Below are 14,980 nucleotides of genomic sequence, written 5' to 3' on the forward strand. Positions count from 1 at the left end.
ATTGACCTTCATCGGAGGACGGGCCAAGAATCGGTTCCGTGAACGACGCGCTCTCCCCCCTCATCTCTCTCGGCGGCTGGATCGGTGCCGCTGCGCTCCTCGTGGCCTACTTCCTGGTCTCCAAGGGCACGATCGCGGGAGATTCACTCAAGTACCAGGCCCTCAACATCATTGGCTCCGTGCTGCTGACCATCAACTGCGCGAGCTCCGGGGCCTGGCCCAGCGTCATCGCCAACGCCTTCTACCTGCTGGTGGGCATCAACATCCTGTTCACGGTGAAGCGGGCCTACATCGCCCAGCTCTCGCGCCGGCAGAAGGAGGAACTGCGGGCCCGGATGCACTGGCACCGACGCCCCTCCCCCGCCATCTCGACGAGCTTCGTCGAGCAGGCCTGACGGCGCCCACTCCGCCTTGTCCCCGCCGACGGCTTCACCATCACCGCCACCGGATCGGCCCGGGCGCTGATCATCGTGACCCCCTCCAGCCTGGCCGCAGAGGGCTGGGCGGACAGATCGGCGGCGGCGTTGGTTCGCACCTGCGCGTCGGTCAGGGCGGCGGGCGCCGTGTCTGTTCCGTTGCCCCCGTAGTACGAGTCCTCTTCCAGGCCGTCGGCGCCTGCGGCGGCGGCCGAGTCCGCCAGCGAGGTGAGGGTCTTGAGGTCGAGGTAGATGGCCGTCGCCGAGGCCGCGACGAACAGCAGGGCGAGGACCACGCAGATGAGGCCGACACCCAGCAGGAGCGTCTGACCGTCCTCCTCCCGGCGCAGGCGCCGCGCCAGCTCCCGGGCCCGTCGAAGAGTCATCGCTGGAACCGGCCGAGCTCTCATGGCTCCTCCTTGCCCGGCAAGGTGATGGCTCGTTCGGTGTCCACCACGACGACGTCGCGGCCGATCCCCAGGGAGGCGAAGCCGGGCAGGTCCACACCGACGGCGACCTTGACGATCGCGGCCTGCCCCCTGGCGCAGCCGTGGGCGCAGGTGACGGTCAGGGAGCCCTCGGAGTCGGCGTCGAGCCCTTGATCGGACAGTGACAGCTCCGTCGCCACCTGGGCCTTGTCCATTGCTGACGGCGAGTCATCGACCTCCAGGACGCGGCTGGCGGCATCAGCCGCAGAGGAGACGGCGAAGGTCGTGGCCTGGATCTGGGCGAGGGTGACCACGAGGTAGAGGACGGGCACCACCAGAACGGCGCTCCACCCGATGAACTCCACGATGGCGTTGCCCTCCTCCCGGCTCAGGAGCCGCCGGGCGTCGTGCATGGAGTCTGTGAAAGCGTCTCGGAGTCGGCGTGCAGCGCGCCGTCCCCGCTGAGCGGCCGTTGGTGCAGACCTTTCTCCCGGTAACGCTGGGACGAGTTGTCCGAGGACCTTCGGCGCGGCCACGGCGGCTACCTCTCTCGGACCAGGGAGGACTCGTCGATCGCGTGCCCCGTCACCGTCAGGGTCCCTCCGGGGCCGAAGAGACCCAGAACTGGGAAGGGCGCCTTGACCGTGACCTCAACGATGATCAGGTCTCCGGAGTGGACACGCGAGACGGTCACGGTGTCCACGTAGCCGTGGCGCAGCGCGGCGTCGGACAGAACCCGTACCCGTTGCTGCGCCTCGGCTTCCGTGCCCCCGACCAGAGCGGCTCGCCTGGCTCCGTCGCCGGCGGCGTCAGTGAGAACGTTGCGTGCGTAGACGCCCAGGGTGACCTGGAGAAGAGCGACGAACACGAAGACGACGAGCGCGCCGACCATGACGAAGTCGACGACGGCGGAGCCCGACTCCTCCCGAGTAATCACGCGATGGCGGTGTCGGGAGGTGGTGCGGCTCATGCGCAGTGTCGGGAGGAGGCGCCGAGACCGGTCAGATAGCACTCGTCACCTTCGCGATGGCGTTGAGGAAGACCTCGGTCAGCGTGCTGCCGGCGACCGTCCACAGGGCCACGACGAGGCCGGCGGTCATGAGGGTGACCAGCACCCAGCCGGGGACGTCACCGCGCTCGTCACCCAGGTCGATCCGGGTCAGGCAGCCGGTCCACCGCGGCCTGGAGCCGACACGAGGCGGGCGAGACGGGGGAAGGATGGTGCGCTTCATGGCTACTCCTTGTTGACAGGCGGGAATCTGGTTGAGCGGACGATGGGCGAGGAGATTCGGCGGTAAGGAGGTCGGATACGCTTCACACCCCCAGCCGCAGGACGAACAGCCCCGGGAACAGGGCGAACAGGACGGTGATCGGCAGGACGAGGAAGACCACGGGAACCATCTGGGCGATCTCACGCCTGCCTCCCTCCTCCATGAGGTCCTGACGTGCCGCCTCACGCACGTCGGTGGCCTGGGAGCGCAGGACCTCGGCCAGCGGCGTGCCGCGCTCCAGGGCCACGACGATCGCCTCGCACAGGCGGGTGACATGGACGGAGCCGACCCGGCGCTCCATATGGTCCAGGGCGGTGGACAGAACCGTGCCGGAACGGATGTCGGTCAGGGTGACGCCCAGCTCGTCGATGAGCTCACCGTGCCCGAGCGCGACGACGCGCTCGATGGCGGCCACCGGCCCCTGACCGGCTCCCACGGCCAGGGCGAGGAGCTCGACGACGTCGGGCAGCTGGGCCTCAATGCGTGAGAGCCGTTTCGCCACGGCCCGGCTGAGCCACCAGTCCCGAGCGGCCGCCCCGGCCACGACGGCCATGGCGGACAGGACGACGAGTGCGGGCACGTTGACGGATCTGAGCAGGGCCACCAGGCCACCGACCGCCAGGACGAGGAGGAGCGCCGTCGTCGACCACAGGACCTGTTGGAGGCGGAACTGGTCGAGGCCAAGAGGCGAGCCGGAGCGCGTCAGACGTCGACGGACCGACTCGGCAGAGGACCCCAGGGAGTCCATCAGCCTGCCCAGGTTGAGAACGCCGGCCGTGGTGGCCATGAGCAGGCCGACGACGGTGCGGCCGTCGGAGGCCAGGCCCGCCGGAGCGGTCAGGAGCCCCGAGGTGCTGGGCTGCTGGTGGACGTAGGGCTCCAGCCGGGCCATGAGGGTGGGGCGGCGTCGGCGCACGGCCGAGATGATGGTCAGGACCCCCATGGCCCCGACCAGGCCCGCGAGCCCTCCGGCGAGCATCACGTTCATCGGCGTCATCGCAGCATCCTTTCCTCCTCGGGGAGCCGCCCCAGGCGCAGCATGAGCCGGTAGGCGATGACCGAGACGACAGCGCCGACCAGGAGAATAACGGCGCCGGTCGTGGTGGCGTAGGCGGCGGCCGCCTGCGGGCGGGTGGACAGCAGCGCCAGGACGAGCCACGGGGCGGCAACAGCGACCTTGGCGCCGTTGACCGTCCAGGACTGGCGCGCCTCGAGCTCTCCACGGGTGCGCATGTCCTCGCGCAGCATCTGGGACAGGGAGCGCAGCAGCGTGCCCAGGTCGGTGCCGCCGACCTCGTGGGCCAGGCGCAGGGCCTCGACGATCCGGTCGGCGACGGGGTCGGCGAAGCGGGCCTTGAGCCGGTCCAGGGAGCTGTCGAAACGGGCGGTGGCGGCGTAGTCGGTGGCGAAGGCCCGGAACTGGTGGCGGACGGCCTCCGGTCCGCGCTCGCCGAGGTTGGTCAGGGCCTCCGGCAGGCTCATGCCGGCTCGGACGCCGGAGACGAGCGTGTCGACGGCCTCCGGCCACACCTCGCGCAGGCGAGTGCGGCGGGCGCGGGCGCGGGAGGAGATGACGAGGAACGGGACCACGGTGAAGATCGCGGCGAAGGAGGCCGCCACCGGCCACGCCCGAGACATCCCCAGGAAGACCATGCCGACGAGCAGCCCCAGTCCGATCGAGCCCAGGACGAACATCGTGGGGCTGGTACGGCCGGCGCCGGCCTGGACCAGGATGTCGGCCAGGAGACGGGACCGCCTCGAGCGCCACTGGGGCGGGTCGGAGGTGCAGGCCATCCAGATGAGCAGCATCCCCACACCTGCCAGGAGCCCGGCGATCGCGCCCATCAGTAGACCTCCTCGCCGCTGGAGGGGTGGCGGTTCAGCAAGGCGGTGAGATCGTGTCCGGCGCGGCTGAAGCGCTCAGCGCCGCTGGGCGCGCCCGGACCACGCACGAGGTTGCCGGCGGGGTCGCGGCGGAAGACGTCGGAGAGCTCGATGACACCGTTCTCGACCCGGCCGGACAGTGCCGCGACCTCTCTGACGGTGCGGCGCCCGTGGCGGTCCAGGTCGAGGTGGACGACCAGGTCGATGGCACTGGCGACGGTGGGGACCACGAAGTCGCTGGAGACGTTCTCCCCCGCCAGCAGCGGCAGCGTGCAGATCTTGATGACCGCTTCTCGCGCGGAATTAGCGTGGACCGTACACATGGAAGGAAGTCCAGAGTTAGTTGCAATCAACAGGTCGAGGGCCTCGGCCTCACGCACCTCTCCGATGAGGAGACGGTCGGGGCGCATGCGCAGGGCCTCCTTGACCAGACGACGCAGGCTGATCTCACCGACGCCCTCGAGGTTGGGCGGCCGGGTCTGCATGGCCACGCAGTCACGGTTCCTCAGGGCCAGCTCGAAGACCTCCTCACAGGAGATGACCCGCTGCCCACCGGGAATGGCGCCGGCGAGGGCCCTCACCATCGTGGTCTTTCCCGCCTGGGTGGCCCCCGAGACCAGGATGTTGAGACCGGCCTGCACGGAGGCGTCCAGGAAGGCCGCGACCTGGTTGGTCAGTGAGCCCATGCGCACGAGGTCGCTGGTGCGTGAGGCCCGGGAGGTGTGCTTGCGGATGTTGACCGCCCAGTGCTGGGAGGTGATGGGCGGGATGACGACGTGAAGGCGCTGCCCTCCGGCCAGCTGGGCGTCGACGAAGGGGCTGGACAGGTCCAGACGGCGACCGGAGGCCCTCAGCATCCGCTCGACCAGGACCGCGAGGTCCTCGCTCTCCAGGATCGTGGTGGTCAGCTCGGGACGCCCGGAGCGGGCGATGAAGACACGGCCGGGGGCGTTGACCCAGATCTCCTCGATGGACTCATCGTCGAGGTAGCTCTGGAGCGGCCCCAGTCCGGCCATGGAGTCCAGCACGTGGGAGCGGGCGCCGGCGGGGTCGATGAGCGGAGGGACGAGTCCGGCGTCGGAGCGCCGCAGGTAGTCGTCCTCGGCCTCGGTGACGAGCTGCTCCAGGGCGGAGATGTCCCTGAGGGGGTCGATTCCGCGAGCGCGAACCAGCTCACGAACCTCCGTCAGGAGAAGATCGGCAGCGTCCATGATGCCTCTCAGCGCGTGTGGTTGTGCGAATGGGATGAGTAGGGCGAATGAGGATGTTCGCGGGGTCGGCGCAGGTGTTCGGCGGTGAACTCCTACGCACCGGACGGTCGGTGACCGGTGTCACGAATGAACTCTAGAGCACCTGATCACGAAATGGCCACTACCTCGGCAGTGCCTGTGGATAACTCGGAGGGCCTTGGGCGTTCGTCGGGCCGGTTCCCACAGGTTTCGACGTTTGCCGCCAGCGGACGTGCGCGGCTGTCCTGCGGGATGTAGGACCTGTCGCCTACGGTTGGACCATGTCACAGCCTCCGCAGTCCCCGGACGACCCCGACATCACCGACGTCGCCGCTGGCGCCAACAGCCTCACCGACGAGGCGGCCTCCGACGTCGAGCGTGCTGCGGCTCCGAGTGCTGACGACCACGGCGAGTATCGTGCGCCCGTCGTTGTCGCCCCGTTACCCGGCGCGTCTGCCGGTCCCCCGAAGGACAGTCAGCCGGTCCCGCCGGCCGCCCAGCCCGCTGCCGGCCCTCGCCCTCATCACTCCGCGCTCGCGCTGGCCGCGATGGCGACGGTCGCCGTCACCGGCCTCAACCCGGCTCGGCTGGCGCTGCCGCAGTCCGAGACGCCGGAGCGGCACATCACCGGGGTCATCGACACCCAGGGGCGGCACTGGGAGGTGCATGAGGCGCGCACCGACGCCGTCGGCGCGTCCCTGGAGGCGGAGGCCGAGGTGCTGCGCCGCATCGGCCGGGTCGTCGACGACGGGCGCCTCTCCTTCGACGTACCTCGCGTCAGCGGGTCCCTGCGTCAGCAGGGCGCCCACATCCAGGTCCGCTCCCACGTGGAGGGCAAGCCGATCCCCGTCGAGACGCTCCGTCCGGGCCCGGGGATGTCGGCGGGGCTGGGCAAGGCCCTGGGCGAGATCCACGAGCTGGCGGTGACGGTGATCTCCGAGGCGGGGATGCCGGTCTACGACGCTGAGGAGGTGCGTCGGCGCTGGTTGAGCCTTCTGGACGACGCCGCCACGACCGGCAAGACCCCGCCGACCCTGCTGGGGCGCTGGGAGCAGGCCCTGGAGGACACGGCACTGTGGCGCTTCCGCCCCACCGTGGTCCACGGCGACCTCGCCGAGGAGAACGTGCTGGTGGCCGGCGGCTCGGTGGTGGCCGTGCGCGGCTGGTCGCAGGCGCACGTGGGCGACCCGGCCGAGGACCTGGCCTGGGTGTACTCCTCGGCGCCGGTGGACTGCCTGGACTCCATTGAGGACGCCTACGACATCGCCCGCTCCGAGGGAGTCGACCGGCACCTGCGTGAGCGGGCCGAGCTGGTCAGTGAGCTCAGCCTGGCGCGCTGGCTGCTGCACGGGGTGAGGACCGGGGACAAGCCGGTCATCAATGACGCGGTGGCGATGCTGGAGGACCTGGCCGCACAGGTGGGTGACGCCCCGCTGGTGGAGCAGGCCTCGCCCCGGCTGGCGCCGGTGCCCGGGGAGCGCGAGCCCGCGGAGCCCGACGCGGTCACCAACCCGGTGGTGATGGTGCGCGTCGACGACGAGGACGACTGACGCCGCGTCGGCGCCTCGCCCGGGATCAGGTCAGCGGGTTGTGGCTCATGAGTGCCAGGAAGGCGATGGCCCACACCAGGTTGACGATGTTGAACAGGGCCCCGTCCAGCAGTGGCTTGCCGGGATAGGGCAGGCGGGTGAGGGCGTACCACGGGAGGGCCTGCACCGGTGGGGTCAGGAGCAGCGACCATCGAGGGAAGGCGGTGGCTCCTGAGCCCAGAGCAATGCAGACGAGGAGCCAGCCCAGCGCCGTCAGCCCGATGGCGGGGCCCCAGGCCTGCATGAGGAAGCGGTAGAGCCTGCGCGCGTGCTCCAGGGCGGCGGGATCGGGCCCTTCGCTGTCCTCCTTCCCGCTGCTCGCCGCCCTGGCGGCTGTGTACGCCTGATGGGCGGTGTGGGCGCGCTCCGAGGCCAGAGCGAGCGGGTAGAAGGAGGCGTGGGCCAGGGGCGAGAGGCTGAACCCGACGCCGAGCAGCACCGCGCCCGCCATCCCCACCGGCGATCCGCGCAACAGCACCCAGTGCGCATAGAGACCGGCGAGCATGAGCGGGATGGAGTAGTTGGCGACCAGCGCGCCCCATCGCAGGCGAGGCTCGTTGACGCGCGTGTAGAAGGCGTAGGCGTCGTCCCCCATGAGGTCGATGAACTCGCCGTGCTCGTGCCGGTCAGGCCGACGGAAACCGACGATGAGCGCGTCGCCGAGGATCCAGCACAGGGCGCTGATGAGGAAGGCGACAATCGACCAGGTCACCAGCATGTGGGTTCTCCTTGCGGCGTCGGGTGCGAAGAGTCGGTGCGCCGGGCCAGGACCGGCCGTGCTTCTGGTCGAGCGGCCGAGCCCGGGCGGCCCTGAGGTTGACGTTAGCCTTGCTGCTCGGGTGCGGGAAGAGGTGTCATCTCGTCGGGTGGGGAGCCCGGTGTCAGAGCTGACTCGATCTGGTCGAGGTCGAGCAGGCCCGCGGCGGTGAGCTCGTCGACGCGGCCCTCGGGGTAGTCGACGTACACGTAGGCGGCGCACACGCAGCTGGTGGGGACGCCCTGGGATGCCGCCCAGGCGTGGACGTAGACGCTGAGCTGGTCCACGGGAACCTGGCGGCGCCCGGTCTTCCAATCGACGATGAGCCAGCCGGTCCCATCCAGGCGGCGGAAGACGGCGTCCATGCGGCAGCGCAAAGTGGTGGCGCCGATGGTGATCTCCCTGTCGATCTCGGTGTCGACCAGGACGTAGTCGGCCAGGAGCGGCAGGTTCTCGGCCGTTTCCAGCCAGCGCTCAACTCGTTGCCGGTCCAGGGGGTCGAGGTTGTCGGGAACACCCGCCTCCCCCAGGCCGAACAGGGTGCCGCGTGCGCTCAGGCGCTGGGCGACGGCGTCGTGGAAGACGGTTCCGAGCCGGCCCGCGGCGCGGGGCTCGGGTGGAAGCGGCCGACGCAGGTCGAGGACGAATCGCCTGCGGTCGGCGCGCAGGTCGTCCAGGCGGGTGGCGGCCAGGTGCTCGGGAAGCCGGACGGTGGGGACAGCGGCTGAGGCGCGTGCGCGTTCGGCCAGGAGGAGACCCGCCTCAAGCTGCCAGCGCCGCAGGGTCTCATCAGTCGCCTCCAGTCCCAGGCCCGGGCGCGTTGGCTCAGGCTCGGCAGGAGCCTGCTCAGTGGCCTGCTCGGTGGGGCGGGCCCCGCCCATGGCGGCTGCGACCTGGGCGGCAGCCGCGCGCCGGGCTCGGCGCAAGGCGGTAGCGCGGTCTGTATCCGCTCCCCCGTCGTCGCGCGATCCCCCAGCGCCAGGCTCCTGAGCACCCAGCGCCTCCGGCTCGCCGGCGTCCAGGGGCCAGGTGCCCACCTGGGTGAGGGCTGTCAGCGGGTTGGGGCGGGACTCATCGAAGTCGACCCAGCCGTCTCCGTAGGGGGCGAGCAGGTCACGCCGGCGGAGCTCGGTGAGGAATCGTGAGGGCCGGCGGGGCTTGGAGGCGGTCTTGGACAGGTGGGAACCGGTCAGGAGGAGCTCGTGGCGGGCCCGGGTGAAGGCCACGTAGGCCAGGCGGCGCTCCTCGCGCAGGCTCTGGCGGCCCAGGGCCTCCTTGTAGGCGTTCATCGTCTCGGTCAGGAGGGGCTTGTCCGTGACCGCAGGGTTGAGGTCGCCGACGGTGAAGGGGGGAAGGTCGTCGGCGTCGGCCCGAAGCGGGAAGGGGAAGGTCGAGGTGCTGCCCATCCAGCCGGTCTCCACCACGCGCAGATCATCCTTGACGCCGCTGGTGTAGGAGGGGAAGACCTGCTCATTCATGCCGGGTACGGCGACGACGTCCCACTCCAGGCCCTTGGCGGCGTGGACGGTGAGGAGCTGGACCGCTCCGGGCGAGGGATCGACCTCGGGGGCGGTCATGGCGTCCTCGTGCTCCTCGGCGGCGTCGAGCCACTCCAGGAACCCGGTGAGCGTGGCGGCGTCGGTGTCAGCGGCGAAGGCGAGGGCCGTCTCCTGGAAGGAGTCGAGGGCCCGGTGCCCCATGGGGTCGCCGACCCGGGCTGCGATCTCGATGTCGAGGTCGAGGACCTGCTCGGCCAGGGCGACGAGGTCGGGCAGAGGCAGGGCGATGGCCTCCCGGACGCGTCTGATCGCTCGTGCGGTGCGCAGCGCGACGGCCAGCCCCGCCGGCGTCAGCTCGACGGCAGCGGGCACTGCGCCCTCTCTCCCCTCCTCATGCCATCGCAGCAAAGTGTCCAGGGCCTCGCTGAGCAGTGGGGAGTCGGCCTCGTCCTGGGGGACTCGGCCCTCAGCACCGTTCCGGCTCGTCTCCGGGGCGGAGCGGACGACCTCGCTGGCCAGCGTCGCCAGGGCGCGCAGATCTCCGGCACCGATGCCGAAGCCGGTCAGGAGCCTGACCACCCGGTCACCGCGCTCGGGGTTGGAGGCGGCGGTCAGCAGGGCACGGACGTCGGCGACCTCGGGGACGTAGAGCATCCCGCCCAGGCCGACGATCGTGTAGGGCAGGCCCGCCGCCTCCAGCTCGGCCGCAATGGGTTCCATCTGTGCGCGGGTGCGGCACAGGACGGCCATCTCGGCGCTGGGCGACCAGCGCTCGGCGAGGAAGGCGGCCACGGTGCGGGCCTCCTCGACGGGGTCCTGGAGGAAGGCGCCGTGCACCGTCCCGGGTTCCAGGCCGAAGGCGACGGGTCGGGCTCGCAGGGGGGCGACGGCGATGTGCTCCCCCACCGGGTCGCCGTCCCGGACGACGCCGGAGCGCAGGGGCTCGGAGACGGTGTTGGCCACCTCGAGGATAGTGGAATCGTTGCGCCAGGAGGTTGACAGCTCTAGGACGGGGGCGACGTCGGCCGACGGCGCCCCGGAGGCGAGGCGGGCGGTACCGGTGGGATTGAAGCGCTGGTGGAAGGTGTCCAGGGCCCCGGCGCTGGCGCCGCGCCACCCGTAGATGGCCTGGTGGGGGTCGCCGACGGCGGTCACCCCGGAGTCGGCGAAGAGGGCGGACAGGAGCCGGACCTGGGCCACCGAGGTGTCCTGGAACTCGTCGAGCAGGACGGCGGGGTACTGCGCCCGCACCTGGGCGGCCGCCTCGGGGACGGACTCGGCGACGGTGCAGGCAAGGGCGATCTGATCACCGAAGTCGAGCAGGCCGTGGCGGCGCTTGTAGTCGTGCAGCTCGGCGACGACGTCGAGCAGGGCCTCCCACTCGCTCATGATGGCAGGGGCCTTATCGACCAGGGTCTTGCAGCCCTTGATGGCTGCCAGCGCGGTGAACTGCTCGGTCAGGTCGGCCAGGTCCGTGGCGGCCTCATCGATGGTCAGCAGGTTCTGGCTCAGGGCGTCGTTCAGCACCAGGGCGGCGCTCGCGTTGTGGATGAGGCTCTCGCTGGGGAGCGGGAACGTGCGCGCCTCGAGCAGGGAGGTGACGATCTGCCAGGAGCGGGCCTGGGTGATGAGGGCGGAGTCGGGGTCGACGCCGATGCGCAGGCCGTGGTCACGCACCAGGGAGCCGGCGAAGGAGTTGTAGGTGGCGATCATCGGCTCACCGGCATCGGTGGCGTCCCCGGCACTCCCGTCATCTTCCGGAGCGGTCGGGAGAAGGCCGGCCGCGCCGAGGCTGGCCAGGCGGGAGGCGACGCGCTGATCCAGCTCGGCGGTGGCCTTGCGGGTGAAGGTCAGGCCGAGGACCTGGTCGGGACGGACCTGCCCGGTGGCGACCAGGTAGACGACTCGTTGCGCCATGGTGGCGGTCTTGCCCGAGCCGGCACCGGCGACGACCAGGAGCGGGCTCAGTCGGTGGGAGATGACGCGCGCCTGCTCCTGGGTGGGGGTGTGGATCCCGAGCGAGGCTGCAAGCGCCTGCGGGGTGAGCTCGCGGGAGGCAGTGGGGGTCATGAGACGACTCTCCTTCCCTCGACCTGGACGGGGCAGGAGTCCTTGACCATGCAGGTGCGGCAGTGATCGCCGGTGCGGGCCTCGAGCAGGGGACCCAGGCCGGCCAGCGCTGCGCCGGCCACGAGGTCCTCGGCCCAGTACTCGCTGGAGCCCTCGGCCGAGCCGTCCAGGCCTCCGTCGCTGGGCTCGTCTCCGGACCCGTCCGCGGGTTCCGAGACCATGGGGCTGGGGTCGAGCGCGGCGCCCGGCGGAGCCAGGACATAGCCGTCGCCGGACCGCTTGGAGGGCTCCTTGCCCAGGAGCGCAAGGGCTCCGCCGACGACGTCGCGGCCCTGCGAGGCCAGGGCGAGCCGGTAGGTGGCCAGCTGGGGGTGGCGCTGGACGTCCTTGGGGACGCGCTGCCCGGTCTTGAGATCGATGACGCGCACGCTGCCGCTCCTGTCCGGGCGGTCCGGGTGGTCCTCGGCCTGTCCCCCGTGGTCAGCCAGGTGCTCGAGCCGGTCGATGCGCCCGGAGATCCTGACGGGGACGACGCCGAGCCCCGCGGTGGGTATCCGGGCCCCGGCCCGGTCTCGGAGCTCGGGGCTGAGGACCTGCACAGGGATGTCGACGTCGGCGCGAACGGGCTGCTCGACGTCGGCGCGGATGTCCAGGGCGTCGCAGTCGCTGAGGTAGGCGTCGAGGCGCTCGATCATGGCGCGGGCGCGGTCAGCGGCCAGGCCCCCCAGCCAGGTGTCGGGGTAACCGAGGTCACCCAGGCGCTCCTCGAAGGCCTCCCGCAGGGCGGCGCCGCGCAGGTGCTCGCTCTCCGCCCGTTCAGCGACCTCGTGGATGAGACTGCCCAGGGCCTGGGCGTCGCTGGCGGGGGCCGAACCGCCGTTGCGGCTCAGGAACCACTTGAGCGGGCAGGCGGCCAGGCCCTCGACGTCGGAGGGGCTCACCTGGATCCTCTCCCCCTCCGCGACGAGCGGGGTGGTGGAGGTGAGACCTGCCGCACCGATCCAGGTGGAGGGGTCGGCCCCGGGCACGTCCTGGCGGGCGAGATCGGCCAGCAGCTCGACGGCGGCTCGGCCGCGCCGGTATTCGGTGGGGGTGGCCGTCTCCAGGTTTCCGGCGACGGCCGCACGGCGCAGCTCCCCGACCAGGCCGCGCAGGGTGAGGTCTCCGGTATCCGGGGTGAGGATCGGGGCGCCGTCGGAGTCGGTCAGGTGGATCCCGGTGGCCTGGGCGATCTCTGTCAGGAACGGTGAGGGGGCGTGCTCGGCGTCGGCGGTGGCTGTCAGCAGAAGACGGCGGGTGGCGCGGGAGAGGGCCATGATGAGCATGCGTCGCTCGTCGGCGCGCACCTGGGCCCGGGCGGCCGCGATGGCCCCACTGCCCTCACCTGCGGCCTCCGGGCCGTCACCTCCTTCCGGCAGACGGTCGGTAACCGCGTCGACGAGGAGGCCGGTGCGAGTCAGGGAGTCCCGCAGGCGCAGGTCCGGCCAGCGGTCGCGCTCCAGCCCGGTGACCACGACGAGCTCCCACTCCTGGCCCGCGCAGCGCGCCGGTGTCATGACGGCAACGCCCCCCGGGCGCCGCCCCTGGGGGGCGACGGAGTCCGAGGGCAGGACCTCGGCGTCGAGCTCGGCCAGGAAGCTGGACGCGTCCTGGCCCGGGTGGCGCTCGGCCCACACCTCCGCGCGCTTGAACAGGGTGGTGACGACGTCGAGATCGTGCTCGGCGGCCTCGGACAGCAGCGAGCGTACGGAGCTGCCGGAGGGGCGCAGGGCGACGGACCTCCAGGCCTCGGCCCGGCCGGACGCGGCCCAGGCGGCCCACAGGAGTGCCTCGACATCACGGGGTGCGTGGGCGGGTGTGCCGCTCAGGCAGGTGCGCAGGGCCTCGATGATCCGGGCGGCGGTGAGGAGCTGGCTCGCCTGAGTGCCGAGGGACTCCCCGTCCAGGGACCGGGCGAAGGCAGCGGTCTGACCGACGTCGGCCAGCAGGGCCAGGAGGGCGGCGTCGGCTCCGGTTCGAGCACCGGGCATGGTGGTGGCCTCGGTGGCCGTGGTGGACTCGGCTGGCTCAGGAGATTCAGTGGACTCGGCTCGGCCGTCACTGCTGCCCGCGACGGCGGGGCCCTGGCGCAGTCTGCGGCGCAGTCGGCGCAGGTCCATCGTGGTCAGTCCTACCAGGGGGCTGGTGAGCAGGTTGACGGAGGCCTCCCGCTGCGGCGGTTCACCGTCGTCCCCCAGCTGGTCGCGGACGGCGGCGCGCACGATGTCCAGGAGCGCAGCCGACGCGGGTTCCGCGCGCAGGAGTACCGCGGGCGTGCGGGAGGCCAGGGGCACGCCCCGTCTGCGCAGGTCCCTGGCCAGTGACTCGGCGTCGGCGGCGCTGCGGACGATGACGGCCATCTGCGACCAGGGAGTGCCGTGGTGGACGTGCTCGAGCCTGAGGGCCCGGGCAACGTGGGCACGTTCCTGCCAGGTGCTGGAGGCCAGGATCGCCTCGACACCGGTCGGTGCCGCCGCTCGGCCCTCGTCAGACGCCCCGGAGACGCGCGATGCCGCGGTACGGGGGGCTAGGGTCGGCTGCCGGTGGGTGGCCGTGCCCGTCACCGGGACCCGGGCGCTCTGATCGGCGACCACCGCCGCAATCACCGGGTTGCCCCGGTAGCAGGTGCTCAGCTGCAGGCGGCTCGCCCCCAGCCCCGAGTGGTCCTCGGCGGCGATGAGCAGGCTGGGTGTGCCGCCGCGGAAGGTCTCCACCGCGACGTCAGGGTCTCCCAGGACCACGATCTGCGCCCGATGCCCATCGGGGTCCGGGGTGGCCAGGGCCGTCAGGAGCCTGGCGGTGGCGGCCGTGCAGTCCTGGTAGTCGTCGACGATGACGAGGTCCGGGACGGGACGGGGGACGGTGACGCCGTCGGCGACCCACGTCTGCAGGGCCTCGACGGACCGGTCCTGAAGGCGGGCGGTGTCCATCTTGCGGGTCTGCGCTCTGCGTTCCGCGCTGGGCCTGCCCTGCGCGTCCCAGGTGCGCAGGAGCCGGGCGGCCGGCCCCCAGATAGGAATGTTGAGCCGGCGCCCCAGATCAGCCAGCTCGTCAGCGGTGACGCCGAACTCTCCGGCGCGCGCCAGGAGGTTGCGCAGCTCGGAGCGGAAGGCCCGCGAACCGGTCGCCTCGGCGGGGAGCCCCGGCCAGCTGATAGCGCTGATCATCGAGGCCAGGACGGAGTCCTCCTCCGCACCGGCCAGGAGGACCGGTGGCGGCAGTGGGCCGGGACGCCTGGTCAACGAGGTGGTCAGGATCGTCAGAGCGAGGGCCGCGGGGGTGCGCACCCGCACGACGCCGTCGCCGTAGCCCTCACGCAGCAGGTGGGCGGCTCGGCGGCGCAGCCCGTCCGCACGCGCGCGGGTGGGTGCGAGCAGCAGGGCGTCCCTGCCGCCGGCGACCGCCTCCGACAGCAGCCTCAAGGCGAGCGAGGTCTTACCGGTCCCAGGCGCCCCCAGGACGACGATGTTGGTGCCCTCGGCGGCGTGATCCAGGACTCTCCGGCCGTCGGCGTCGGCAGTGGGGAGCTCCGGCACCTCAGGAGGTGGGAGGAGACGGATCGGGTCCTGGGACATGGGACCATCTCACCACGAGTCACTGACATGAAACGCACGCCGTTAACGGATCGTCATCGGCGACAGCCCTTTGCCTCCCTCCAGAAGCCGATGGCACACGTGTCCGCGTGGCGCGAAACGGCGCGGTTTAGGGGTGCTCGGACATCTGGCGTGCCCCGGGCGCCTCTAGGATCGGTGCAGGTTCATGCCGCCTCTCCCCTGATGGGCGGCACGCCGCTCAATA

The 14,980-nt window shown here is 71.5% G+C and carries 12 protein-coding genes; 2 read left to right on the forward strand and 10 right to left on the reverse strand.

From position 1 onward, the window contains the following. Nucleotides 1-38 precede the first annotated feature (38 nt). Nucleotides 39-395: a CBU_0592 family membrane protein gene (locus BQ8008_RS07155; protein WP_108833411.1), complete on the forward strand. Its 357-nt coding sequence runs from the start codon at nt 39-41 to the stop codon at nt 393-395. Here BQ8008_RS07155 and BQ8008_RS07160 read toward each other — a convergent pair. The 7 genes from BQ8008_RS07160 to BQ8008_RS07190 all read right to left on the reverse strand — a co-directional run bounded on the left by BQ8008_RS07160 (nt 287) and on the right by BQ8008_RS07190 (nt 5,210). Beyond that, nucleotides 287-826: a glycosyltransferase gene (locus tag BQ8008_RS07160; protein ID WP_234415277.1), complete on the reverse strand. Its 540-nt coding sequence runs from the start codon at nt 824-826 to the stop codon at nt 287-289. The genes BQ8008_RS07155 and BQ8008_RS07160 overlap by 109 nt on opposite strands. Then, nucleotides 823-1,257 (reverse strand): hypothetical protein, encoded by a 435-nt coding sequence (locus BQ8008_RS07165; RefSeq protein WP_234415278.1) that lies wholly within the window; start codon nt 1,255-1,257, stop codon nt 823-825. Before BQ8008_RS07165 ends, BQ8008_RS07160 begins: the two co-directional genes overlap by 4 nt. 128 nt (nt 1,258-1,385) lie before the next feature. Then, on the reverse strand, nt 1,386-1,814 hold the full coding sequence (locus BQ8008_RS07170; RefSeq protein WP_108833412.1) for a TadE/TadG family type IV pilus assembly protein: 429 nt from the start codon (nt 1,812-1,814) through the stop codon (nt 1,386-1,388). Between the two features lie 31 nt (nt 1,815-1,845). Further along, nucleotides 1,846-2,076: a hypothetical protein gene (locus BQ8008_RS07175; protein WP_108833413.1), complete on the reverse strand. Its 231-nt coding sequence runs from the start codon at nt 2,074-2,076 to the stop codon at nt 1,846-1,848. A gap of 82 nt (nt 2,077-2,158) precedes the next feature. Then, complete coding sequence (locus tag BQ8008_RS07180; protein WP_108833414.1) at nt 2,159-3,112, reverse strand: type II secretion system F family protein; 954 nt, start codon at nt 3,110-3,112, stop codon at nt 2,159-2,161. Continuing rightward, nucleotides 3,109-3,960, reverse strand: a complete 852-nt coding sequence (locus BQ8008_RS07185; protein ID WP_108833415.1) for a type II secretion system F family protein — start codon at nt 3,958-3,960, stop codon at nt 3,109-3,111. Before BQ8008_RS07185 ends, BQ8008_RS07180 begins: the two co-directional genes overlap by 4 nt. Beyond that, the gene (locus BQ8008_RS07190) at nt 3,960-5,210 is read right to left on the reverse strand and encodes a CpaF family protein (protein WP_108833416.1); all 1,251 of its coding nucleotides are present in this window, start codon (nt 5,208-5,210) and stop codon (nt 3,960-3,962) included. The genes BQ8008_RS07185 and BQ8008_RS07190 overlap by 1 nt, the downstream gene beginning before the upstream one ends. A 299-nt stretch (nt 5,211-5,509) precedes the next feature. Between BQ8008_RS07190 and BQ8008_RS07195 the strand changes: the two genes are divergently transcribed. Continuing rightward, nucleotides 5,510-6,778, forward strand: coding sequence for a phosphotransferase (locus BQ8008_RS07195; RefSeq protein ID WP_108833417.1), 1,269 nt, complete (start codon nt 5,510-5,512; stop codon nt 6,776-6,778). A 25-nt stretch (nt 6,779-6,803) separates the two neighbouring features. Here the strand turns inward: BQ8008_RS07195 and BQ8008_RS07200 are convergent, their stop codons facing one another. The 3 genes from BQ8008_RS07200 to BQ8008_RS07210 form a co-directional block, all read right to left on the reverse strand. Continuing rightward, nucleotides 6,804-7,535 (reverse strand): hypothetical protein, encoded by a 732-nt coding sequence (locus BQ8008_RS07200; RefSeq protein ID WP_108833418.1) that lies wholly within the window; start codon nt 7,533-7,535, stop codon nt 6,804-6,806. Between the two features lie 104 nt (nt 7,536-7,639). Then, nucleotides 7,640-11,143 carry an ATP-dependent DNA helicase gene (locus tag BQ8008_RS07205; protein WP_108833419.1) on the reverse strand — a complete coding sequence of 1,168 codons (3,504 nt, stop codon included), beginning with the start codon at nt 11,141-11,143 and terminating at the stop codon, nt 7,640-7,642. Continuing rightward, nucleotides 11,140-14,757, reverse strand: a complete 3,618-nt coding sequence (locus BQ8008_RS07210; RefSeq protein ID WP_108833420.1) for a PD-(D/E)XK nuclease family protein — start codon at nt 14,755-14,757, stop codon at nt 11,140-11,142. Before BQ8008_RS07210 ends, BQ8008_RS07205 begins: the two co-directional genes overlap by 4 nt. Between the last annotated feature and the right edge of the window lie 223 nt (nt 14,758-14,980).

The sequence above is a fragment of the Actinomyces sp. Marseille-P3109 genome, from assembly GCF_900323545.1.
Lineage (GTDB): Bacteria > Actinomycetota > Actinomycetes > Actinomycetales > Actinomycetaceae > Actinomyces.

Coding starts and splice junctions, on each gene's coding strand:
- BQ8008_RS07210 (WP_108833420.1), bottom strand. CDS start 14,757: ATGTCCCAGGACCCGATCCGTCTCCTCCCACCTCCTGAGGTGCCGGAG.
- BQ8008_RS07180 (WP_108833414.1), bottom strand. CDS start 3,112: ATGACGCCGATGAACGTGATGCTCGCCGGAGGGCTCGCGGGCCTGGTC.
- BQ8008_RS07205 (WP_108833419.1), bottom strand. CDS start 11,143: ATGACCCCCACTGCCTCCCGCGAGCTCACCCCGCAGGCGCTTGCAGCC.
- BQ8008_RS07185 (WP_108833415.1), bottom strand. CDS start 3,960: ATGGGCGCGATCGCCGGGCTCCTGGCAGGTGTGGGGATGCTGCTCATC.
- BQ8008_RS07195 (WP_108833417.1), top strand. CDS start 5,510: ATGTCACAGCCTCCGCAGTCCCCGGACGACCCCGACATCACCGACGTC.
- BQ8008_RS07165 (WP_234415278.1), bottom strand. CDS start 1,257: ATGCACGACGCCCGGCGGCTCCTGAGCCGGGAGGAGGGCAACGCCATC.
- BQ8008_RS07175 (WP_108833413.1), bottom strand. CDS start 2,076: ATGAAGCGCACCATCCTTCCCCCGTCTCGCCCGCCTCGTGTCGGCTCC.
- BQ8008_RS07170 (WP_108833412.1), bottom strand. CDS start 1,814: ATGAGCCGCACCACCTCCCGACACCGCCATCGCGTGATTACTCGGGAG.
- BQ8008_RS07160 (WP_234415277.1), bottom strand. CDS start 826: ATGAGAGCTCGGCCGGTTCCAGCGATGACTCTTCGACGGGCCCGGGAG.
- BQ8008_RS07190 (WP_108833416.1), bottom strand. CDS start 5,210: ATGGACGCTGCCGATCTTCTCCTGACGGAGGTTCGTGAGCTGGTTCGC.
- BQ8008_RS07200 (WP_108833418.1), bottom strand. CDS start 7,535: ATGCTGGTGACCTGGTCGATTGTCGCCTTCCTCATCAGCGCCCTGTGC.